At 66.8% G+C, this 20,455-nt stretch carries 20 protein-coding genes; 10 read left to right on the forward strand and 10 right to left on the reverse strand.

All coding sequences use genetic code 11. From position 1 onward, the window contains the following. Nucleotides 1-25 precede the first annotated feature (25 nt). On the reverse strand, nucleotides 26-445 hold the full coding sequence (locus NL115_RS07605) for a CBS domain-containing protein (RefSeq protein ID WP_254832578.1): 420 nt from the start codon (nucleotides 443-445) through the stop codon (nucleotides 26-28). A gap of 173 nt (nucleotides 446-618) precedes the next feature. Between NL115_RS07605 and NL115_RS07610 the strand changes: the two genes are divergently transcribed. Then, on the forward strand, nucleotides 619-1,512 hold the full coding sequence (locus tag NL115_RS07610) for a universal stress protein (RefSeq protein ID WP_254832579.1): 894 nt from the start codon (nucleotides 619-621) through the stop codon (nucleotides 1,510-1,512). Between the two features lie 126 nt (nucleotides 1,513-1,638). Here NL115_RS07610 and NL115_RS07615 read toward each other — a convergent pair whose 3' ends face one another. Continuing rightward, the gene (locus tag NL115_RS07615) at nucleotides 1,639-1,932 is read right to left on the reverse strand and encodes a hypothetical protein (protein ID WP_254832580.1); all 294 of its coding nucleotides are present in this window, start codon (nucleotides 1,930-1,932) and stop codon (nucleotides 1,639-1,641) included. Then, nucleotides 1,929-2,732, reverse strand: a complete 804-nt coding sequence (locus tag NL115_RS07620; RefSeq protein WP_254832581.1) for a M14 family metallopeptidase — start codon at nucleotides 2,730-2,732, stop codon at nucleotides 1,929-1,931. The genes NL115_RS07615 and NL115_RS07620 overlap by 4 nt, the downstream gene beginning before the upstream one ends. 377 nt (nucleotides 2,733-3,109) lie before the next feature. Here NL115_RS07620 and NL115_RS07625 point away from each other — a divergent pair, with 377 nt between their 5' ends. Further along, entirely contained in the window at nucleotides 3,110-4,273 is a 1,164-nt protein-coding gene (locus NL115_RS07625; protein WP_254832582.1) for an acyl-CoA dehydrogenase family protein, read from the forward strand. A gap of 7 nt (nucleotides 4,274-4,280) precedes the next feature. Further along, nucleotides 4,281-5,429, forward strand: a complete 1,149-nt coding sequence (locus NL115_RS07630) for a thiolase family protein (protein WP_254832583.1) — start codon at nucleotides 4,281-4,283, stop codon at nucleotides 5,427-5,429. A gap of 76 nt (nucleotides 5,430-5,505) precedes the next feature. Here the strand turns inward: NL115_RS07630 and NL115_RS07635 are convergent, their stop codons facing one another. From NL115_RS07635 to NL115_RS07655, 5 genes are all read right to left on the reverse strand, one after another. Next, entirely contained in the window at nucleotides 5,506-5,982 is a 477-nt protein-coding gene (locus NL115_RS07635; protein ID WP_254832584.1) for a hypothetical protein, read from the reverse strand. A gap of 102 nt (nucleotides 5,983-6,084) precedes the next feature. Beyond that, a complete protein-coding gene (locus tag NL115_RS07640) occupies nucleotides 6,085-7,674 on the reverse strand; it encodes a long-chain-fatty-acid--CoA ligase (protein WP_254832585.1) in 1,590 nt (529 codons plus the stop codon). 42 nt (nucleotides 7,675-7,716) lie between these two features. After that, nucleotides 7,717-9,414 (reverse strand): thiamine pyrophosphate-binding protein, encoded by a 1,698-nt coding sequence (locus NL115_RS07645; RefSeq protein ID WP_254832586.1) that lies wholly within the window; start codon nucleotides 9,412-9,414, stop codon nucleotides 7,717-7,719. Nucleotides 9,415-9,535: 121 nt separating this feature from the next. Then, nucleotides 9,536-11,881 (reverse strand): TRAP transporter permease, encoded by a 2,346-nt coding sequence (locus NL115_RS07650; RefSeq protein WP_254832587.1) that lies wholly within the window; start codon nucleotides 11,879-11,881, stop codon nucleotides 9,536-9,538. Nucleotides 11,882-11,902: 21 nt separating this feature from the next. Then, nucleotides 11,903-12,991, reverse strand: coding sequence for a substrate-binding domain-containing protein (locus NL115_RS07655; protein WP_254832588.1), 1,089 nt, complete (start codon nucleotides 12,989-12,991; stop codon nucleotides 11,903-11,905). Between the two features lie 437 nt (nucleotides 12,992-13,428). On the opposite strand from NL115_RS07655, the gene NL115_RS07660 reads away from it, so the two are divergent. The 3 genes from NL115_RS07660 (at nucleotide 13,429) to NL115_RS07670 (ending at nucleotide 16,452) form a co-directional block, all read left to right on the forward strand. After that, nucleotides 13,429-13,737: a hypothetical protein gene (locus tag NL115_RS07660; RefSeq protein WP_254832589.1), complete on the forward strand. Its 309-nt coding sequence runs from the start codon at nucleotides 13,429-13,431 to the stop codon at nucleotides 13,735-13,737. Nucleotides 13,738-14,701: 964 nt separating this feature from the next. Then, nucleotides 14,702-15,919 (forward strand): phage NrS-1 polymerase family protein, encoded by a 1,218-nt coding sequence (locus tag NL115_RS07665; protein WP_254832590.1) that lies wholly within the window; start codon nucleotides 14,702-14,704, stop codon nucleotides 15,917-15,919. Nucleotides 15,920-16,128: 209 nt separating this feature from the next. Next, nucleotides 16,129-16,452 carry a hypothetical protein gene (locus NL115_RS07670; protein ID WP_254832591.1) on the forward strand — a complete coding sequence of 108 codons (324 nt, stop codon included), beginning with the start codon at nucleotides 16,129-16,131 and terminating at the stop codon, nucleotides 16,450-16,452. A gap of 611 nt (nucleotides 16,453-17,063) precedes the next feature. Here the strand turns inward: NL115_RS07670 and NL115_RS07675 are convergent. Beyond that, complete coding sequence (locus tag NL115_RS07675) at nucleotides 17,064-17,213, reverse strand: hypothetical protein (protein ID WP_254832592.1); 150 nt, start codon at nucleotides 17,211-17,213, stop codon at nucleotides 17,064-17,066. 14 nt (nucleotides 17,214-17,227) lie between these two features. On the opposite strand from NL115_RS07675, the gene NL115_RS07680 reads away from it, so the two are divergent. The 3 genes from NL115_RS07680 (at nucleotide 17,228) to NL115_RS07690 (ending at nucleotide 19,363) form a co-directional block, all read left to right on the forward strand. Then, nucleotides 17,228-17,626 (forward strand): HVO_A0114 family putative DNA-binding protein, encoded by a 399-nt coding sequence (locus NL115_RS07680; RefSeq protein ID WP_254832593.1) that lies wholly within the window; start codon nucleotides 17,228-17,230, stop codon nucleotides 17,624-17,626. Nucleotides 17,627-17,716: 90 nt separating this feature from the next. Further along, nucleotides 17,717-18,337 carry a DUF6735 family protein gene (locus NL115_RS07685; RefSeq protein ID WP_254832594.1) on the forward strand — a complete coding sequence of 207 codons (621 nt, stop codon included), beginning with the start codon at nucleotides 17,717-17,719 and terminating at the stop codon, nucleotides 18,335-18,337. Between the two features lie 72 nt (nucleotides 18,338-18,409). Further along, nucleotides 18,410-19,363 (forward strand): transcription initiation factor IIB, encoded by a 954-nt coding sequence (locus NL115_RS07690; protein WP_254832595.1) that lies wholly within the window; start codon nucleotides 18,410-18,412, stop codon nucleotides 19,361-19,363. Between the two features lie 107 nt (nucleotides 19,364-19,470). Here NL115_RS07690 and NL115_RS07695 read toward each other — a convergent pair whose 3' ends face one another. After that, nucleotides 19,471-19,800, reverse strand: coding sequence for a hypothetical protein (locus NL115_RS07695; protein WP_254832596.1), 330 nt, complete (start codon nucleotides 19,798-19,800; stop codon nucleotides 19,471-19,473). Between the two features lie 262 nt (nucleotides 19,801-20,062). Here NL115_RS07695 and NL115_RS07700 point away from each other — a divergent pair, with 262 nt between their 5' ends. Further along, nucleotides 20,063-20,449 carry a DUF8118 domain-containing protein gene (locus tag NL115_RS07700; protein WP_254832597.1) on the forward strand — a complete coding sequence of 129 codons (387 nt, stop codon included), beginning with the start codon at nucleotides 20,063-20,065 and terminating at the stop codon, nucleotides 20,447-20,449. The last annotated feature ends 6 nt before the right edge of the window (nucleotides 20,450-20,455 follow it).

Raw genomic sequence — 20,455 nt, forward strand, 5'->3', positions numbered from 1 at the left:
GGCGACCGCGCTCGCCCCACGCCGCTCAGTACGGCGGGGACTCGCCCGCGACGACGCCCGCGAGGTTCCCCAGCTCTCCCACGAGCAGCCGGTTCAGGTCGTCGAGCGTGACGATGCCCGCCAGCTCACCGCCGTCGAGGACCGGCATCCGGCGGACGCCGGCCCCGCACATCTCGCGGGACACCTCCATGACGCCGGTCTCGACGTCCACCGTCGTCGGGTCGGCCGTCATCACGTCGCTCGCGGTGGTCGACGTGGGGTCGGCGCCGTCGGCCACGACGCGGAGCGCGATGTCCCGGTCCGTCACGATGCCCACCGGCTCGCCGTCGTCGACCACGACGACGCTCCCGACGTTCTCGGCCCTCGCGAGTTCGGCGACCTCGGTGACCGCCGTGCCGGGCGTCGCCGTCACTACGTCCTCCCGCATCAGGTCTCGTACTGTCATTCCGTGTCACCTCCGCGTGGGGGTTCTCCGGCGAGTACCAGGAGTGTGGCTCTGGTTCCCACACTGCGGGAACCGCGGCGACGGAGTCACCGTAACCGGCCGGATTCGCTGATTCCCAGCCGAGAGGAACGCCCGACGTAGTTTACCGCTACGGCGACCTACCTGTAGACATCATGTACGACCGTATCCTCGTGGCGACCGACGGGAGCGAGACCGCCGACACCGCCGTGGAGGGCGCTGTCCGGCTCGCCGACCAGTTCGGTGCTGACCTCCACGCCATCCACGTCACGCCGCCGGACGACGGGGGGGCGCCCCGCGGCTCGCCGGACGGAGTCGACCCCGACGCCCTGCTCGAGGATGTCGCTGCTCGTGCCGCCGAGTCCGATGTCCCCGTCTCGACCGCGGTCCGCCCCAACGAATCCGGCGCCGCTCGCGCCATCGCGGACTACGCCGAGGCCCAGGACGTGGACCTGCTGGTGATGGGGACCCAGGGCCGGACCGGCCTGGACCGGTTCGTCCTCGGGAGCGTGACCGAGCGGGCCCTCCGAATCTCGCCGGTTCCCGTCCTGACGGCCCGGACCTCGACACCTGTCGAGGAGCTGGACGACGTTCTCGTCGCCACGGACGGGAGCGAGGGGGCAGCCGCCGCGGTCACGCACGCGGTCGACCTGGCGGCGGCGGCCGACGCGACGCTCCACGTGATACACGTCGTGGATGTCACCGTCGCGTGGCCGACCGGCGCCGGTGGCCCCCTCCTCGACCGGATGGAGGATGCCGGGCGAGAGGCCGTCGACCGGGCGGTCGAGCGGGCCGGTCGAGCGGACGTCCCGGCCGTCGAGGCCACCCTCCTCAGTGGGTCGCCGTACCGTGCCATCGTGGACTACGCCGCCGATGCCGACGTGGACCTGACCGTCGTGGGAACCCACGGCCGGTCCGGGCTCGACCGGCTCCTCCTGGGCAGCGTGGCCGAGCGTGTCGTCCGGACCGCTGGGACGCCCGTGCTGGCGCTCAAGGCGGCGGATGCCGAGCCGGCCGAGACGGACTGGACCGACGTGCACGAGTCGTAGCGCGCTCGCTCGGCACTCGGAATTACGTGGATATGCGGTATTTTATGGGGTTGTGTGCCATCTCCGGGGACATAACGTGTACTAAATCTAGAAATAGCGTGTAGAAACGTTATCTGGTATCGCCTTTCATCCGGCTCCCCGGGCGGCCCGGTAGACCCCTCCGGCTATCACTGCGAGCCCGTAGCACGCCATCGCGAACGGCACCCAGTAGACCCACAGCGCGAAGTTCGGGAACAGCAGGTTCCCGACGGCACTCCCGATGGTGAGGACGAGGTAGCCGGGGAACGCCAGCGGCGTCATGAACGCCGAGTCGAGCGCGCCCGCGACGAGCGGGACCGTCAGCAGGGCGAACGCGACGACCACGGCGGGCCCGGCGAACAGTTCCCGCAGGTCGGCGGCCGTCCGTGTGTCGGCACTCATGCGTCGCCTCCGGCCCGCTCGAGGCCGTGTCCGGCCAGCAGTTCGGTCGCCAGCCGCCCGGTCCACCGGGCGCCGGCCTCGTCGTCGAGCAGGTACTCGGTCACCTCGACGATGTGGGCCGGTTCGCCGAGGTCCCCGCCGACCTTGTGTGAGAGGAGCGGTGCGTCGCCACTGAGCGGGTGGCCGACACGGAAGTCGTGGAACGGCATGTACCACGGGACGGCGGCGTCGTTGACCGTCGCGGTCGCGGTCTCGGCGACGGTGACGGCGTCGCCGGCGGCCGTCGGGAAGACGGCCTGTCCCACGAAGTCCGGGTGCGTGCCGTACAGTCCCTTCGAGGACTGGAGCGTCGTCAGCACGTCCGGGTCCGCCTCGACGATTCGGTCCCAGAGCGCCCGCGCGAGTTCGGTCGCGGGCTCCCTGCCGGGCGTGAACTGCCGGTTCAGGTCGCCGTGCTCTCCCTCGCGGGTGTCCCGCTCGACGGCCACCCGGTTCGCGCGTGGAATCACCACGAGGCGGCCCGCCGCGAGGTCCCACTCCCGGAGCCGGTCGGCGGCGAGGATGCCGCTACGCTCGTCGCCGTGGATGCCACCGACGGCGACGGCTGTCGGCCCCGACTCCGCGCCTTCGATGACGTACACCGGCGTCTCGTGGGCCGTCCCGGGCATGATGGTGTCCGAGGGCCCGGGCGTCGACGGGGCCGCCTCGGTCGTGCCGGGCGACCCGAAGCCGACCGCGGATACACCGAGTGCGGTCCCGGCTGCCGCTGCCCCACCCCGGATGAACTGGCGTCGTCTCATCGTCGGAGGGAGGCACTGTTCGGCCAAGGTTACGTGGGTGCTAACGCGGCCGCTGTCGAGCCTCCTGCCGGGGGATGCTGCCCTCCGCCTTCGACAGTGGACGTTCCACTGTCTCCAACGCCCGAATTTACATTGTAGTGTGAATCTCGATATCGTGTCTGGCTCGTAAGGAAAAGTGCGAGTCTGTGGCGGAATGGGGGCGTCGGGTGGGGGGCCATCCGAACCGCCGACCTGCCGGGTGTCGTCTAACGGCTTACACGCCCAATCGGCATTCATGGGCGCAAATAGCGCCTGTTGGCGACTTCTGCGACCGGGGAACTCGCCGTCCCCAGCGCACGAACCAAACCTTTGATGCCACGCGAGCGGGTTTACATTGTATGATAGACTACGTCGATCTGGAGTCGGACCTGACGGAGGAGGAGCGGATGGTGCGTGACACGGCGCGTGAGTTCGTGGAGGACAAGGTCAAGCCCGTGGTGGCCGACCACTGGATCGAGGGGACGTTCCCGATGGAACTCGTCGGGGAGATGGGCGAGCTGGGGTTCTACGCGCCCAATCTCTCCGGGTACGGGCTGCCGGACCTCAGCGAGACGGCGTACGGCATCCTGATGCAGGAGCTGGAGGCGGGCGACTCGGGGCTGCGGTCGATGGCGTCGGTGCAGGGCTCGCTGGTGATGTACCCGATTCACGCGTACGGGAGCGAGGCCCAGAAGGACGAGTGGCTCGAGGCGATGGGGACCGGCGAGAAAATCGGCTGCTTCGGGCTGACCGAGCCCAACCACGGGTCGAACCCCTCGCGGATGGAGACGTCCGCCGAGGCCGAGGACGACGGGTACGTGCTGAACGGCACCAAGACGTGGATTACGAACTCACCGCTCGCCGATGTCGCTGTGGTGTGGGCGAAGGACCGCTCGGACCCGGACGACCCGGTTCGTGGATTCCTGGTGGAGACGGACCGCGACGGCGTCGAGACGCCGAAAATCGACGAGAAGCTCTCGCTGCGGGCTTCGATTACGGGGCAGATCGAGCTCTCGAACGTCTACGTCCCCGAAGCGAACGTGCTGCCGGGCGTGCAGGGGATGAAGGGGCCGCTGTCCTGCCTGACGCAGGCGCGCTACGGGATTGCCTGGGGCGCGGTCGGTGCGGCCATGGACTGTTTCGAGACCGCGCGGGAGTACGCGACGGACCGCGAGCAGTTCGGCAAGCCCATCGGGAGTTTCCAGCTCCAGCAGGAGAAGCTGGCCGAGATGGCCACTCAGATCACGACCGCGCAGCTCCTGGCCCAGCGTCTGGCCGAGCTGAAGGAGCGCGGTGACCTGCGCCCGGAGCAGGTCTCGATGGCCAAGCGCAACAACGTCCGAATGGCGCGTGACCAGTCCCGCATCGCCCGTGAGATGCTGGGCGGGAACGGCATCACGGCGGACTACTCGCCGATGCGCCACATGGCCAACCTCGAAACGGTCTACACCTACGAGGGCACCCACGACATCCACTCGCTCATCCTCGGCCACGACCTGACCGGCATCCCCGCATTCGAGTGACCGACCGATGAGTGCCAACCCATCAGACACCGACCCGGTCGTGGTCGCGGCCTGGCGCACGCCGCAGGGGAAACAGGGGGGCGTCTACGCCGACACCCGGAGCGAGGAGCTCTCGGTCGCCGTCGTGAACGAACTGCTGGCCGAGACGGGCCTGCCAGGGGAGCAGGTCGACGACCTCCAGTGGGGCTGTGCGAAGCAGGTGAAAGAGCAGGGGAACAACCTCGCCCGCGTCATCACCCTCCTCTCGGACCTGGGCGAGTCGGTCCCCGGGACGACCATCGACCGGCTCTGTGGCTCCTCCGCGCAGGCCATCGCCGCCGCCGCGGACCACATCCGCGCCGGCCAGCGCGACGTGATCATCGCCGGCGGCGTCGAGAACATGTCCCGCGTCGAGCGCGACCACGGAATCGACTCCTATCCCGGCATCCGCGAGCGGTACGACACCGACGCCCTCCAGATGGGGCAGACCGCCGAGGCCGTCGCCGAGCGGTTCGACGTCGCCCGCGAGGCCCAGGACTCATACGCCGCCCGCTCACAGCAGCGGGCCGTCGCGGCGACCGAGGCCGGCCGGTTCGACGACGAAATCGTTCCCATCGAGACGGCCGACGGCGTCGTCACCGAGGACGAGGGGCTCCGCCCCGGCACGACGGCGGAGAAACTCGCCGAGTTGCCGACCGTCTTCCGCGAGGACGGAACCGTCACGCCGGGCAACGCCTCGCAGATCTCCGACGGGGCCGCCGGCGTGCTGCTCGCGTCGCGGGCCTTCGCCGACGCGCACGACCTCCCGGTCCTCGCGGAGGTCGGCGCTCACGACGTGGCCGGCGTCGACCCCGAGGTCATGGGTATCGGTCCGGTTCCCGCCGTCCGCGGGCTCACCGAGCGCGCCGGGACGACCATCGACGACTACGACCTCGTCGAGTTGAACGAGGCGTTCGCGAGCCAGACGCTGTACTGCCAGCGCGAACTCGGTATCGAGGACGAGCGGTTCAACGTCAACGGCGGCGCCATCGCCATCGGTCACCCGCTCGGGGCCAGTGGTGCCCGGCTCCCGACGACGCTCATCCACGAACTGGACCGTCGCGGCGGTGGCCGCGGGCTCTCGACGATGTGCATCGGCTACGGCCAGGGCATCGCCATCGAGTTCATCGTTCCCTGACTGGCGCCGCCCCCCCGAGCGCATCATCCAGCGGAAGCGGCCGCGGTAATCAGCTGAGACGACGGTTCCGGCGCTGTCAGTCGGTGATACGGCGCCAGGAGAACACCCCTCCGAGCAGTAGTCCGAGCCCGACCAGCAGATATCCCAGTGCGCTGCTGCGGTCGCCGTACCACGGGCGCTCGACGCAGTTCCCACGGATGCTGTGCGCCCGGTAGTTCCGGCCGTCGAACACGACGTACGGGGGAAGCGTGTCCGCCGCGGCCATCCGGTCCCGGTCCTGGAACCGGACGAACGACCCGTTCGCGGCACGCCCCTCGTCGAAGACGGTCTGCTGGGTCTCGTTGAGTGCGCGGTACCGGCTCCGCTCTCGCTCGTCGGGAGGCTCCTCGTCCAACTCGTACACCGCGAGCTGGACCAGTTCACAATCCGCAATCGAGGTCGAACGCATGGGTGGCTCGGTCGGCCCCACCGGGGCCACGATAAGGCCGGAACCGGTGACGACGAGGACGAGCACACCGGCGAGTACCCCTCGCTCCCGGGTCGTGAACGACATCCGGTTCAGCGTATGGAAACGGGGGCGATAACGGTTCCCACTATCCGGTTCGCCACTACTCGGCGTCCAGAGCAGCGGCCGACAGTTCCGTCCGGGGGAGCCTCAGTCGCCGCTCCGGAGTTCGTACTTCTGGACCTTGCCGGTCTCGGTCCGTGGCAGTTCCTCGCGGAACTCCACGATGCGGGGGTGTTTGTACTCGGCGAGCGCGTCGAGGCAGTACTGCTTGATCTCCTCTTCGGTCACGTCCTCGCCGGGCTCGTAGCCGGCTGCCGGGACGACGAGTGCCTTGATGGTCTGCCCGCGGCGCTCGTCGTCGACGCCGACGACCGCGGCGTCGGCGATGGCCTCGTGTTCGTAGAGGAGTTCCTCGACCTCGCGCGGGTAGACGTTGTAGCCCCCCGTGACGATCATGTGTTTCTTCCGGTCGACGACGTAGAAGAAGTCGTCCTCGTCCCAGTAGCCGAGGTCGCCGGTGTGGAACCAGCGCTTGCCGTCGGCCTCGGTGAACGCCGCCTCGTTCGCCTCGGGGAGGCCGTAGTAGCCCTGCATCACGTTCGGCCCGGCGACGACGAGTTCCCCGACGACCGCGTCGAGGTCCGCCTCGTCCTCGTCGACCGGCCCGCGCTCGACGCGGGGCAGCTCCTCGAACTGCTGGTCGACGATCTTCGCGTCCACGGCGTCGATGGGCTGGCCGATGCTGCCCTTCCGCCGGGCGCCCGGCCGGTTCGCGTGGGTAACGGGCGAGGTTTCGGTGAGGCCGTATCCCTCGTAGAGGTCGACGCCGAACAGCTCCTCGAACGTCTCCAGCACCTCCATCGGGAGGCTGGAGCCGCCGGAGTTGACGAACCGGAGCGAGGAGAGGTCCCGGTCGGCGGCGTCGGGCTGGTTGATCATGTCGTTGAACATCGCCGGCACGCCGAACATGACCGTGATGCCACGGTCCTCGATGAGGTCGAACACGGCCTGCGGGTCCCACTCCGTGACCGGCACGTAGGTCGCGCCCTGGAACATGGCGGCGTTCATCACGCCGGACATGCCGTAGATGTGGAACAGCGGCAGCGTCCCCACGAGTTCGTCGTCGGGGCCGAGGCTCGGATCCATCACCGTCGCGTTCGCCATCGAGTTCGACGCGAGGTTGTCGTGGCTCAGGAGCACACCCTTCGGCTGCCCGGTCGTCCCCGAGGTGTACGGCTGGACCGCGATGTCGTCGTCGCCGCGCTCGACGACCGGCAGGGTGTCGGCGGCCAGGAACGACGCGAAACCGACGGCGTCCGCCGTCGTTTTGTCCGCATCCGCCGCGCTGTCACCGACGCTGATGACCGTCTCGACGTCCGTGTCGTCCTGCACCGCGGCGACGGCGTCGGCGTTCTCGGCGAGCGTGACGACCGCCTTCGCCCCGCTGTCGGCCAGCAGGTGGCTGATCTCGCGGGCCTTGTACTGCGGGTTCATCGGGACGACGATGGCGCCGGCCCGGAGCGTCCCGTAGAACGCCGTCACGAACTGCGGGAGGTTCGGGAGGTAGATGCCGACGCGGTCGTCGGCGCCGACGCCGCGCTCGTCGAGTGCGGCGGCGAACTGCCCGGTTCGCTCCCAGAACTCGGCGTAGGACTGCTCGGTGCCGTGGTAGGCGATGGCGGTGGCGTCGGGCGTCGATTCGACTGTGTCTCTGACTTCGCTGACGAGGTTCGTCATTGGTTGGTGTGGTGTGTCGTGTGGTTGGCGGTCGATACGGGGTCAGTCGTGGACGAGCACGTCCACCACGCTCGGCCCGTCGGTGTCGAGGGCCCGTTCCAGCGCGGGGGCGATGTCGTCCGGCGTCTCGGCCCGCTCGGCGGTGGCACCGTGGCTCTCGGCACTCGCCACGAGGTCGACCGGCGGCTCGAAGTCCATCCCCACGTAGTCGTGGTCGGCGTCCGTGCCGCCGAACAGCGCCTGCGTGTTGTCCTTGAGGATGCGGTAGTTGCGGTTGTCCGCGACCACGACCGTCAGGTCGAGGTCGTAGCGCGCGGCCGAGTACACCGCCTGCGGGTAGTAGAGGTACGACCCGTCGCCGATGAACCCGAGCACGTCCCGGGGGTCCTCGCGCAGTGACTCGGCCAGCGCCGCGCCGACCGAGGCCGGGAGCCCGTAGCCGAGGCCGCCGCCCTTGTTCGAGAGCAGGCCCTCGGGCGCCAGCGACGAGCGGATGAGCAGCGGGTACTTCGAGGTGATGCCCTCGTCGACGATGAACGCGTCCGGGGCGACCGCCCCGATGGTGTCGACCAGGTCGGCCTTCGACGCCCGGGTGTCGCCGGGTGGCGTCTCGTCCTCGCTCGTGGCCCACAGCCGGGCGCCGAACGAGTCCTCGAACGTCTGAACGGCCGCGAGGCGCTCCTGTCGGGTCGCCGCGTCGAGCCGGTCGTCGAGGCGCTCGGCCAGCCCCTCCAGCACGAGGCCGGGGTCGCCGACGACGGCGGCATCGGCCGGCTGGTTCTTGCCGAGTTCCCACGCGTCGTCCGAGAGGTGGATGCAGGTCGTTCCCGGGTCGACGAGGTCGCCCTCGTGGCTGGATACGGTCGTGTGCGTCGAGCAGCCGGCGAAGACGACCGTGTCGGTGTCCATCGCCTCCCGGACCAGCGTCTCGCTCGGTGGGAGGTGTGACACCCACTGTGGGTGCTCGGTCGGGAAGTTCACCTCACAGCCCAGTATCTCCGCGTGGACGCGGGCGCCCGCCGCTTCGGCGAAGGTGACCGCCGCCTCGACCGCGTCGGTGCCCGCACGGGCGATGCCATCGCCCACGACGAGGACCGGCTCGTCGGCGTCGACGATGAGGTCGGCGGCCCGGTCGAGCTGGGCGGGGTCTCCGCCGCCGCCGTTCGGGACCGGCCCGAGCGGCTCGATGGCGTTCGGGGTCGTCGCCTCCTGCATCACGTCGACCGGGAGGCCGAGGAAGACGGGTCCCGTCGGCGGCGTCAGCGCGACGCGGAACGCCCGGCGCAGCATCGTCGGCAGCGCGTCGACGGACAGCACCTCGTCGGACCACTTCGTGAACTGGTCGACCAGTTCCAGCAGGTCACCGTGCAGCAGGGGCTCCTCGTGGCGGAAGTCCCGCTCGTGGTTGCCGGCCGTGATGACCAGCGGTGCGCCCGCGAACTCGGCGCCGTACGTGTTGCCGAGCCCGTGGGCGAGTCCCGGCGTGATGTGGAGGTTGACGACGCCGGCCGGCATGACCGCGTCGTCGTGGTGGCTGTGGTAGCGGCGCGTGCTCGCGTAGCCCGCGGCCATCCCGACGGCGATGTCCTCGTGCAGGCCGAGCACGTACTCCAGGTCGCTCCGGCCCAGCGCGTCCATCACGGGCAGTTCGGTCGTGCCGGGATTGCCGAAGACGTGCTCGACGCCGTACCGCTCGAGCGCGTCGACGAACAGGTCCGCGCCGGTGTAGTCGGCTACCACGGGCCGGTCCCTCCGGTCGTGAGTCCTGCGCGTGCCGATTCCGTCCTCGCGGGCGAGTCGCGGTCGGCGTCTCGGAGCGGCGGCGTGTAGCGTGGCATGGAGTGGTGGAATCGAGCGGCGGTCACTCGCCGACGGGTGTGACGGCCCGCGGGAGGCGGTCCAGCTGGGCCAGTCCGAGTCCGGCGAGCGCGACGGCCGCCGTGGCGAGCTGGAGGACCATGGCACTGCTCCCGCCGATGCTCCCGGAGAGTGCCGGGCCGAACAGCGCGCCGAGCGAGAGCAGGAGGTAGACCACACGGTGCGGGAGTCCCAGCACGTGGCGCCCGTCGTAGCCGATGGTGACGGCTGTGAGCGCGACGACGCCGACGAGGACGCAGGCCGCGGCGACCGGCGTCCCCGTGAGCGTCCACGTGACGAGGCTGTTGTTGGCGACCAGCGCGAACGGGATGAGGAAGCCGGCGGCCCCGATACGGAGCGCCTGCTTCGCGGAGATGAGGAAGCCCGCATCCGCGATGCGCGAGGCCACGGCCACCCCGACCGCGACGGGCGGTGTGATGGCCGACAGCATCGCGAAGTAGAACACGAACAGGTGGGCCGTGATCTGCGGGACGCCCAGCTCCATCAGCGGGCTCGTCAGCAGTGCCGCCACCAGCACGTACGCGGCCGGCGTCGGCATGCCCAGCCCGAACAGGATGCTCGTTATCATCGCCAGCAGCAGGGCGACGAGCAACACGCCGCCCGCCAGCGCGACCATCCGGAGGCTGATCTTCCCGGAGAGACCCGTCTGGGTCAGCATCTTGATGATGACGCCCATCGCGGCCAGCACGCCGACCAGCGGCGCCATGTCGAGCGCGCCCTTCCGGAAGCCGCGAAGCGTTTTGACCGTCGTGCCCACGACGGTCGCACCGACCTGACTGGCGCCGTCGCGTTCGGCGACCCAGTCCCGGTCGATATCCTCGCCGACCGAGGTCCACGACAGCACCACCAGCGTCAGGTCGCGGACGTACATCACAGCGATGAGCGTCAGCACCGTGTACAGCCCCGTCGGGAGCGCCGACAGCTGCATGACCGCGAGCGCGTACACCAGCACGGCCATCGGGATGAGGAAGTAGGTCCCGTGGAAGAACCACTGGATGGCCTTCCCGAGTTCGAGGGTCCCCTCGCGGGCGGAGGTGGCGACCGCGCCCTGGACGTACCGGACGACCAGCAGCGCGGCGAGCGCCACCCCGCCGGAGACGAGCAGCGAGAGGCCGACTCCCTGCCGGGCGGCCAGGAAGCTGCCGATGGCCAGCGCCATGTACCCGACCTTCGAGAGCGCACTCCGGCTGAACAGGATACCGGCCATCCCGGCCGTGTCCTCGCCGCGCTCGCTCGTCCAGCCGTGCTTGAGGACGACGAACTGGACGGCGACGCCGACGCTGAAGTAGAACAGCAGCGCCGGCAGGAAGCCGGCCTGGATGATGCGGACGTACGGCACCCCGATGAAGTCGGCCATCAGGAAGGCCGCGACGCCCATGACCGGCGGCATGATCTGGCCGCCGCTGGAGGCGACACTCTCGATGGCGGCGGTGAAGTCCTCGCGGACGCCCTGGCGCTGCATCATCGGGATGGTGAAGCTGCCCGTCGTCGCGGCGTTGGCGGCCGCGCTCCCCGTGATGGAGCCCATCGCCATCGAGGAGATGACGGCGACGTGGACGATGCCGCTGCGGAGCCGCTTGCCCAGCTTCTCGCTCAGGTCCAGCACGATGTCGAGGATGCCGTAGGCCCGGGCGAGCCCGGCGAACATGATGAAGATGGCGACGTACTTCGCGCCGGCCTGGGTGATGAAGCCGTACGCGCCCGAACGCTCGATCTGGGTCGCGCCGTAGAGCGCGACGTCGGTGGTGGCGAGGCCGGTGTGCTGCAGGAAGCCCGGGAACACCGAGCCGTACAGCGCGTAGCCGATGGCTGTCAGCGCGACGAGCGCGATGGACCAGCCGTACGCCCGCCGGGTCGCGTCGATGGCGAGGCCGACGACCACCAGCCCCATGTAGAGGTCGAAGTTCGCGTAGCCCAGCAGGATGGCGTCGCCGGTCAGCCGGTCGTACTGCGTGACGAAGAAGTAGCCCGAGTACGCCGCGACGACGGCCAGCACCAGACAGACGACCGTGTCGACGGCGCCGTACAGGCGCTGGACCCGTTCGCCCAGGCGCCCGACGACTGGCCCCTCCACGATGGACCCGCCCTCGGCGACCCGCCGGTAGGCCAGCTCCAGATAGTACAGCGAGAGGCCGATATGCATGAAGACGATGCCGTGGATAATCTGCGTGAACGGCCGGTCCCACGCGAAGTAGATGGTGTAGGCGGTCAGTGCAACCGCGAGGAGCGATACGAGCGGCAGCAGCAACCGCTCCTGTGGCGAGCGGTCCCTGAACTCCGCGAGGAGTGCGGACGGCGATGTCGACTGGGTGTCGGTGGTCTCGGGCATGGGCGAACGTGCGGGTCCGCGTTACTCCTCTCCGCGGACGAACTCGTCGGACCAGAGACCCTGCTCCTCGTAGAAGTCGGCGGCTGCGGGGTGGAAGGGGAAGTCGGCGTAGGCGTTCTTCACCCAGGCGTCACCCTCCGCCAGCGGCGCCAGCAGCCCCGTCTCCTCCTGGAGCCCCTCGCGCTGCTCCCACAGCGTCGTCAGGAAGTTGTAGAGGGTGTCGTAGTCGTGGTCCTCGCGGACGATGAAGTTGTACGCCAGCGTCGGCGTGCTGAGGGTGTCCGGCGTGTAGCCGTAGTCATCGAAGTCGCTCATGTCGATGTCGGAGACGACGATGGCCGGGTCGTCCTCCAGCTCGCTGACGACCTCGTCGGGGAAGTCGAGCACCCGGAGGTCGACCGTGCTCTTCATCTGCTGGAGCCACCCCGGCTCGATGGAGAGGTTGACGTAGGTCCCCGCGCCGGCGTCCAGGCGTCCCTCGCTCATCGCACTGGCCTGGTCGCTGTAGCCGATACTGGTCCGCTCGTAGTCGTCGACGGCGAACCCGAGCGCGTACTCGAGCATCTCCGCCGTCCCCGAGCCCCGGGGTGTCGGGGAGACGGCGCTGTCGGCGCCGATGTCGCTCACGCTCGTCCAGCCGTCGTTGGCCGAGGCCATGAACCACGCCAGGTCGTACAGGTGGAACACCTGGTAGGGCTGGTAGTCGAGGTCGCCGAACGGGTCCTCGCCCTCGCGGATCTTGTTGGCCGTCCAGTTCTGGACGTAGGCGATCTCGGTCTTCCCCTGGGTGACCTCCGCGACGTTCCGGTTGGTCCCCTGACTCGGCCGGGCGTTGACCGTTACCTCGTCGGAGTTCTGACTGACGGCCGAGGCGATGACCTGGCTCATCGAGTAGGCCGCGGTCGTCTCGGAGGCCGTCTTCATCACCATCTCGCCGTCGGCGCCCGGGGCACTGCCCCCATCGCCACCGTCGCCGCCGCCCCCATCGCCACCGTCGCCGGTGTCACCGAAACAGCCGGCGATAGCCGTGAGTCCAGCGGCCCCGGTCGCGCCGGCGGTGTGTTTCAGGAACGAACGCCTGTCTACGTCGTGCGACAGCCTTTCTCTCATGGGTGTCGGATAACAGTGGTGCCGTATATAGCCTTCTATCTTAAGTCCGTTAACTGGGGCGGAGGTTTATTTGACAGAGTATGTGTCGTATGGATATACTCGAACGATGTATGTGTGTGGATGTCACTCGCGTCTCCTGGACCCGGCCGTCCGCCGTCGACCATCTGGACGGCTCCAGAGTAGCCATCATCGCCCCAGTACTCCGTGACACTCGCCGCTGAGCTCTCCTGTTCGGGCCTCTGCGAAATCGCCCCTGACGCGCTTCTCCAACGGTACCCGGCCAGCCAATCGGTGTCGAATATTGCCGGGCTTCTCGAATACGAATTACCACCTGAATCGTGAAAATTTAAGGCCGATACCTCGCCAAAAGCGCCTCATGCTGTCGCAGGAAGTGACACCCACGGACCCGGACAGGGAGACGGATGCGGGGGTGACCGATGGCGACCCGGACTGACGACGGTGCCGGTCGCGGGACCGGGGCGGGACCGTTCGCCGTGGTCGAGGCGCTCGACCGCGGCGTGTACGCGCTGTTCGCCGGCCGTGCCGACCGGGCGCGACACGACCGCGACCGGAAGCGCTACCGCGCCGCCGACCTCCACGTCGGCTTCGACCGCTACCTCGCACGGGTGTACGCGCTGTCGTGGCTCGTCGGGCTGTGGGTCGGAGCGCTGGTGGCGGTGGGCGGGCTCGCGGTCCCCGCCGACCTGCTGACCGCGGTCGGGGCTTGTGAGAAATTCTGCGGTTGACTTCCGACAGTTGCTACCCTTCATTTCAACTGCACACGGCCTCGCTAGTCCGCAACAAAACACCGTGTTGAGCGCGTGTGAGGTACCTCGCTGACGAGATGGCGGTCACTGGACGAATCCACCGGAGAGCATCGACAGAAGAGCATCCAAAATATCGGCGTACAGGGCTGTTACACCTCCATATCGATGGCAGTGGGGACAATCCGGTCTCGGACCCTGTTTCTGGTAACGGGTCGCAACGGACGATATCGACGTACACGCAGCGCTGCACGGCGAAATCGACGAATACCGGGACTACATCCGAAATCACACACCAACGTAGAAAATCCATACTAGCGGCCTGTATAGCGGCTGTATCTGTAACATAGGCCGAGCGATACAGAATGAACTCGAGCCGATGGACTGGTATCGATTCGGTGTCGCTGCCGAATTCCGGGGATACATCGGTGCTCGATACGGAACTTGCCATATCCGTGTCCCGGATTCTCCGGGGGCTCGATGTACTCGAGTGCACAGATGTCGGGGTAGCGTGGCTGTATCGGCCGACTCTGAGCGACGCGTTTCGACTGAACATCGACGAGAGGTCGACCTCCCTGCACACACGATTTCACGGTGTTTGTTGCGGATACTGACCCCCGTGTGCACCTCCCCGAGGGAGCCGATCGGGACAGGCCGTATCGGCGCTCCCGCCCGATTCGCCGGCGTAGCGGCTCGCTATCGAGGTGTGTGAACGCCGCAATCGTGACAGAACCTCCTCGAGAATCCGTGAACCGCTGCGAGCGGCCGTGTGCGGTCGGAATCGAGCGTCAGCGATTCGAATCACGCTCGTCACGGGTCGAGCGACGAACGCCGTACTGGTGAATCTGCCGGCGTATACGCTGTGTATCCGGCGGTTAGCGACCAGTGCAAGCGGTCGAATCGGACAGATTTTTCCGGGCGATTCGATACGGAACGTGATAGACCGATGGGCGAGCTCCCCCCCGCCGATGCATTGCCGGCGCCGCTGGTCACTCGGGACCAGTGGGTCGCCTGGGAGACCAAGGACCGCGATGGAAAGCAGACGAAGGTGCCCGTGGATCCCCGGACAGCGAAGTACGCCTCCGCGACGGATGCCGACACCTGGGTTGACTTCGCGACGGCCCGCGAGTACGCGACCCGAAACGATGCCGGCATCGGCTTCGTGTTCACCGACGCGGACCCGATCGTCGGGGTGGACCTTGACGACTGTCGCGACCCGGACGACGGGACGCTCACCGACTGGGCACAGGATATCGTCGAGCGACTCGATTCGTTCACGGAAGTGTCGCCGTCGGGGACCGGGGTCCACGTCCTCGTCGAGGGCGAGCTGCCCGATGGCCGGAATCGGCACGGGGATGTCGAGTTGTACGATGATGCGCGATTCTTCACCATGACCGGAAATCGGCTCTCCGAGACGCCCGGGGCGCTCGAGCCCCGGCAGGAGGCGCTGGCCGCCGTGCACGCGGAGTACGTGATGCCGGACGATGCAGGCGACGGCGTGTCGACAGATGCCGACAGCGAGGGGACTGCAGACGCCGTGGATGCTTCGGGGCCAGCGAGCGATAGAGCGGCCAATGGCCCAGGGAACGACCTCGGGGACGAGGAACTGTTGTCGCGGGCCCGGAGTGCGACGAACGGCGAGAAGTTCGAACGACTCTGTGCGGGGGATACGTCCGGCTATCCGAGTCAGTCGGAGGCGGACATGGCGCTGTGTTCGCTGCTGGCCTTTTGGACCGGCGGGGACCCCGAGCAGATGGACCGGCTGTTCCGGGCGTCCGGATTGGTGCGCCCGAAGTGGGACGAGCCGCATTTCGCGGATGGCGCGACATACGGGGAGCGGACGATCGAGCGGGCCATCGCCGGGACCGACGAGTTCTACACTGGATCGGGTGGTGCAGGGGGGAGCGTTTCGGGTCGAACCGATCCCGTGGATAGGGCTGCCGACTCGTCTCCTGTCGAGGCCGAGTCGGAGGCCGCCACCGTGTCGGTGGACGTGGTCGAAGAGCTCGAAGCCGAACTGCAGCGGCTGCAGTCCGAGAAGGCGGCGTTGGAGGCGGAACTCGAGGCCGAACGTGAGGCACGGCAGGCGCTGGAGGCGGAGGTGGAGACGCTTCGTGAGGATGGTTCGGAGGGGGGGTGGCTCCAACGACTCGGCTGGTGGTAACCGTTGGACGGGTGGTTTGTACCGTTCAAATACGCGGGAGGCATGTTGATTCCGCAATCGGTCACAGTGCTCGGTTGAGGGCGTATCTCTCGTCGGAATATTCTACGATTGATACCCACGTTTTGTGACGCATAAAAACCACTGCAGGTGGCTGTATAATATCTCACCGAAAGTTACCTTTTTATCACTTTGTGTGATATATTTCGCGTATGGTTTCATATCAAACTGCATATTTAGTAATTCCCAAAGAGAAAGCAAGGCGAATTATCACTGCAGAAGTTGGTTCTCTTAGCGTATATGAACAGGAGGATGATGCAATCAAAATCGGCGCCAACGATAAGAACGGAAGTACTAGTGATAACTGGAGGGTGAGTCTTTACGATTACAAGTTCACCGGTGAACGGGTGGAAACAGATGATGGGAGTGTAGAAACCGGCGTTTTAGGGACGAAAATGAACTATACGGATACAGACAAGAAAAGCTACGGTATGGATGCGAAAAGCGCTGTTTCGGAGTATATAGAGACTGGATAGACGGCAGTATCCGACGCATCCATGGAAGATATGCTAGCTCTGTATCTAGTCTGCTCCCCTTTGCGCTCCGCGAAAAAAGTGAGTAATGGCGTCGGTATGATGGCAACTGCCTGGTGAAAGCCCCCGCTCGCTCGATACTCCGGGGCTCGCTGCGCTCCTCGGCCTCACTGCGTTCGGCCTGCGGTGCTTTCTTCGCCCGGGAGCAGTCGAGCGAGCGGCCCCTTTCAGTCCCCCTCGGTTCGGGGTGTCGGAGGTCGCCGTGGCCGTGGCTGGCTGGTGTGTGGCTCCGATGCCAGGTGAGGCCGGTCGCGGCGGTGACTGAGGTTCTTCACCGAAGCCGCAGCACCCGGGCGTGCCCTCGCTCGAGGCGTGTTCTGTCGGCTCCTGATGAGTGAGGGCCGGCGTCCCACCTCGCAGCGATTGAGGATGCCAGCACCAACATGCTTAGTATGATGGCGGCAACACCAACAAATGACTGATGAATCGCCGACCGACTCCGTCACGGTCGTTCGCGACCGCCGGCGTGACTTCGGGGACCACGTCGTCCGGATTTGCGTGCTCAGTGTGCCGGCTTCGGAGCGGTTTCCGGATGGCATCAACGACGCCTTCCACTACGGACGGCAGGGCGCGGCCGAGCCGATTCTCAGGTACACAACCACCATGGCGTCCACGAGCGACGCGAAGGCGCCGAGGTGGATGTCATCGACTTTCCCGGATACGATCAGCTTCTCGGTCGCTTCATCGACGAGCTCCCAGACCATGCACCCTGACTCCCATGAGTAGCGACACGCTCCACATCACAGTCGAATCGACAGCGGAGTTCTTCGACGCAGCGCGGTCGGACCTGCGCCGGTTGACGGGTGGCGAAGACATTTCGGATGAATACGTGCTGAGCCTGCCGGATGAAGCCGCACTCGAGCGGGTGTTGCGGGCGAAGAACCTCGAGTTGATTCGGACCATCGCCAGGTCGGGCCCGGAGAGCATGCGTGAACTGGCCCGCCTCGTGGACCGTGACCCGAAGAACGTCTCGACGGCGCTCCACCGGCTCGCCGACCTCGGGCTGGTCCGGTTCGAGGAGCACGGTCGAGCCAAACGCCCCGTTGTCTGGTACGAGGATATCGCGATCGATATCCCGGTGGTCGGGGTTGACGCCGACGAAACGATTCCTGCGTAACCCGGGGGATGCTGCCCCGTCGTATCTCGGCGTCGGTTTGTGGGCCCCTGACGGGCGAGGGGCGCCCTGAAGCGTCTCTCGGAGTACCCGATGGGACATAGAGCACTCGTCGCCTACGAACGTACCGATGGCAACTACAACCTGCATTACACGCACTGGGGGGCGTTGGATCTCCGTCTGTGCCGCACCATTACAGACACGACGCCGTTCGGGAGTGATCGACCGACGAAGGCGGCTACCGAGGCGTACACCTATCTGAGCGGCGGGGCGGTCCCCGAAGTCGTTCAGGAGCGATTCGATCTGGAGGACTGTGCCGGCGCCGATGTCGAACCCATCCCTCAAGTGACTGGTGTCACGCTTCAGGAGGTCATCACCGACCACCTCGATTACCTACTCCACGAGGCGTTCTACGTGGTCGACTGGGAGTTCGAGGTGACCGCGTATCGGACGCTGTGGTTCGGGCTGCAGTACGAGGCCACCTGCATCGCTGAGAGTCCGACGGTCGGCCATGGAGCGCTGCAGCCGGTCCAGTGGCACAATGGCGAGCCCGTCGGTGACGGCTTCACCCGCGGGCAGTTCTCGGGGATGAAGCAGGTCGTCGGCGAGATGGTCGACCGTGGGATGTTCGACCGCGATGGCGCGCTGGAGTACCTGCAGGGGAAACTGTTCAGCACGACCGATGCCGAGGTGCGTGTGAGTCTGGCCGTCTGACTCCGCGTTCTCGGCGTCGGTTTGTGGGCCCCTGACGGGTGAGGGGCGCCAGCAGGCGTCGCTCGATACCCGATGCAGACTGATGCGATCTACAAGCGGACGTTCGATGAGTCGAGCGGGAAGCAGAATACGAACGGCTGTCCGGAGTGCGGCGGCCGCGTGAACACGACCGACCACGAGACGGTCTGTGAGGACTGTGGGCTCGTGCTGGCCGAGTCGGCGATCGACCGCGGGCCGGAGTGGCGATCCTTTGAGGACGATGCGGGCGAGTCGGATGCACGACGGACGGGCGCGCCGCTCACGCCGACACGACACGATGATGGGCTGTCGACGGAGATCGGCCAGACCGTCAACGGGCGCGGGAAGGGGCCTTCTGGCGCGAAGCGGCGGCGGCTGAGTCGGCTCCGCCGAGAACACCAGCGGACGAAATTCGGGTCGAAGCGCGAGCGCAACCAGATGGAGGGGCTGTTCGAGATTGATCGCATGGGGAGTGCGCTCGGCTTGCCTGAGCCGGTGGGCGAGCAGGCGAGTGTCCTGTTCAAATCGACACAGGAGGCTGGCCTCCTGCCGGGTCGGTCGATCGAGGCGATGGCGACGGCGAGCCTGTACGCGGCCTGCCGATGTTCGGAGGTGGCGCGGCTGCTGGACGAGTTCGTCCGCGTCTCTCGTGTCGACGAGAGCAGCGTCACCAACGCCTATAAAGCACTGAACCGGGAGCTTGGCTTGCCTACTCCCCCGCCGTCCCCCGATGCGTATCTCCCGCAGTTCGCGTCGGAACTGGGCCTGGAGCCAGTGGTCGAGCGGCGGGCGTATGCGGTGCTGGAGGTTGCGGAGGAGCACGATATCGTGAACGGCCGGAACCCGGCGGGCGTGGCGGCCGCGTGCCTGCTGGTCGCGGTGCGGGAGGTTGGGTGTGGGCTGGGAGTGACGCAGACGATGATTGCGGATGTGGCCGGTGTGGCGCCGCGGACGGTTCGGAAACATCGGGACGAGTTGCTCGACGCGAGCGGGAAGCCGGTCGCGTAATCGCGGCAGAGCCGTCGCTTCGAATTCGACCTCCTGTCGAATCAAGCACTTTCTGATAGGTTCTCGAGAGCGGTGCTGAATAGAGGGCGCGAGTCGGTCAAGTTGGGTCATGAAGAGAGGGATGTCTTCGTCACAAGAGCCGCGCCAGCAATAATGGCGGCAAGACCGATAAGCGGCCAGAATAGCGTTGTTCCGTGCCAGTTGCAGCCATCATACCACGTCATGCTGAACTCGAATATGTCAATACGAAGTGAGAATTTTGGAAAATATATTCCAAAGACATCGTATACACCTGCAAAGATACCACCTTCAAAAGAACAAGCCACCATGGTTGAGTCTCCGCCGATATAACCAATCGTCAGCGCCAATACTCCCGTTATGAGTAGAATAATTGCGCTTATTCGGCGCTGAGCCGTAGAGAGGGAGGGCCTATCCATCAATCTCGATGAACCACGTTCGGTAATGAGTCTTGGGTCGGTGACCGACGCATCCTCTGTATCGGTCACGCCGGTACTGACAACGTCCAGTTAAATCTACGACGTCCGCCGGTTTATTGGCGCCCCGACGGGCGGGGCGCGAGCCGAGTTCCGTCGCGTCCCGGTGTTCCGAATGGCCGAGGAGATTCATTCCCCTGATGCAGACGCACCGACTTCAGATGCGGCCGCCGCCCGCCGTGCGCAACGGGCACGTGGCGAGGCAATGACCGTCTCTCTCCGGCGGACCGGCGGCATCTACGATGCCCAGTCCGAGTCCGGGAGTACGTACCGTGTCGACCTCGGTGCGGGGACGTGTAGCTGTCCGGACTGGCAGCAACGTGAACCGGAGGGCGGGTGCAAGCACCTTCGGCGCGTCCGGCTGGACGTTCGGGCCGGACGGGTTCCAACGCCGGATGGGCGACTCCCGGCGCCGTCAGGCGGCGAGCCTGGTGTCCCATGTCGGATGGCTGCGGACGGTGGCGGTGCCGTCGGTGTCACGGGGCCGCATCTCGAATTCGACAGGCACGGTCGACCGACCGGTGAGACCTACTACCGGTGTGAGGACTGCGGACGGGAGACGATTCATCGGACTGATCTTGACTGTGAGTGAGCGACG

The sequence above is a fragment of the Haloglomus salinum genome (genome assembly GCF_024298825.1).
GTDB classification, from domain to species: domain Archaea; phylum Halobacteriota; class Halobacteria; order Halobacteriales; family Haloarculaceae; genus Haloglomus; species Haloglomus salinum.

Bases quoted from the DNA above. Each gene is read 5' to 3' on its own strand.
- NL115_RS07605 (WP_254832578.1), bottom strand. From the start codon at position 445: ATGACAGTACGAGACCTGATGCGGGAGGACGTAGTGACGGCGACGCCC.
- NL115_RS07610 (WP_254832579.1), top strand. From the start codon at position 619: ATGTACGACCGTATCCTCGTGGCGACCGACGGGAGCGAGACCGCCGAC.
- NL115_RS07615 (WP_254832580.1), bottom strand. From the start codon at position 1,932: ATGAGTGCCGACACACGGACGGCCGCCGACCTGCGGGAACTGTTCGCC.
- NL115_RS07620 (WP_254832581.1), bottom strand. From the start codon at position 2,732: ATGAGACGACGCCAGTTCATCCGGGGTGGGGCAGCGGCAGCCGGGACC.
- NL115_RS07625 (WP_254832582.1), top strand. From the start codon at position 3,110: ATGATAGACTACGTCGATCTGGAGTCGGACCTGACGGAGGAGGAGCGG.
- NL115_RS07630 (WP_254832583.1), top strand. From the start codon at position 4,281: ATGAGTGCCAACCCATCAGACACCGACCCGGTCGTGGTCGCGGCCTGG.
- NL115_RS07635 (WP_254832584.1), bottom strand. From the start codon at position 5,982: ATGTCGTTCACGACCCGGGAGCGAGGGGTACTCGCCGGTGTGCTCGTC.
- NL115_RS07640 (WP_254832585.1), bottom strand. From the start codon at position 7,674: ATGACGAACCTCGTCAGCGAAGTCAGAGACACAGTCGAATCGACGCCC.
- NL115_RS07650 (WP_254832587.1), bottom strand. From the start codon at position 11,881: ATGCCCGAGACCACCGACACCCAGTCGACATCGCCGTCCGCACTCCTC.
- NL115_RS07655 (WP_254832588.1), bottom strand. From the start codon at position 12,991: ATGAGAGAAAGGCTGTCGCACGACGTAGACAGGCGTTCGTTCCTGAAA.
- NL115_RS07660 (WP_254832589.1), top strand. From the start codon at position 13,429: ATGGCGACCCGGACTGACGACGGTGCCGGTCGCGGGACCGGGGCGGGA.
- NL115_RS07665 (WP_254832590.1), top strand. From the start codon at position 14,702: ATGGGCGAGCTCCCCCCCGCCGATGCATTGCCGGCGCCGCTGGTCACT.
- NL115_RS07670 (WP_254832591.1), top strand. From the start codon at position 16,129: ATGGTTTCATATCAAACTGCATATTTAGTAATTCCCAAAGAGAAAGCA.
- NL115_RS07675 (WP_254832592.1), bottom strand. From the start codon at position 17,213: ATGGTCTGGGAGCTCGTCGATGAAGCGACCGAGAAGCTGATCGTATCC.
- NL115_RS07680 (WP_254832593.1), top strand. From the start codon at position 17,228: ATGAGTAGCGACACGCTCCACATCACAGTCGAATCGACAGCGGAGTTC.
- NL115_RS07685 (WP_254832594.1), top strand. From the start codon at position 17,717: ATGGGACATAGAGCACTCGTCGCCTACGAACGTACCGATGGCAACTAC.
- NL115_RS07690 (WP_254832595.1), top strand. From the start codon at position 18,410: ATGCAGACTGATGCGATCTACAAGCGGACGTTCGATGAGTCGAGCGGG.
- NL115_RS07695 (WP_254832596.1), bottom strand. From the start codon at position 19,800: ATGGATAGGCCCTCCCTCTCTACGGCTCAGCGCCGAATAAGCGCAATT.
- NL115_RS07700 (WP_254832597.1), top strand. From the start codon at position 20,063: ATGACCGTCTCTCTCCGGCGGACCGGCGGCATCTACGATGCCCAGTCC.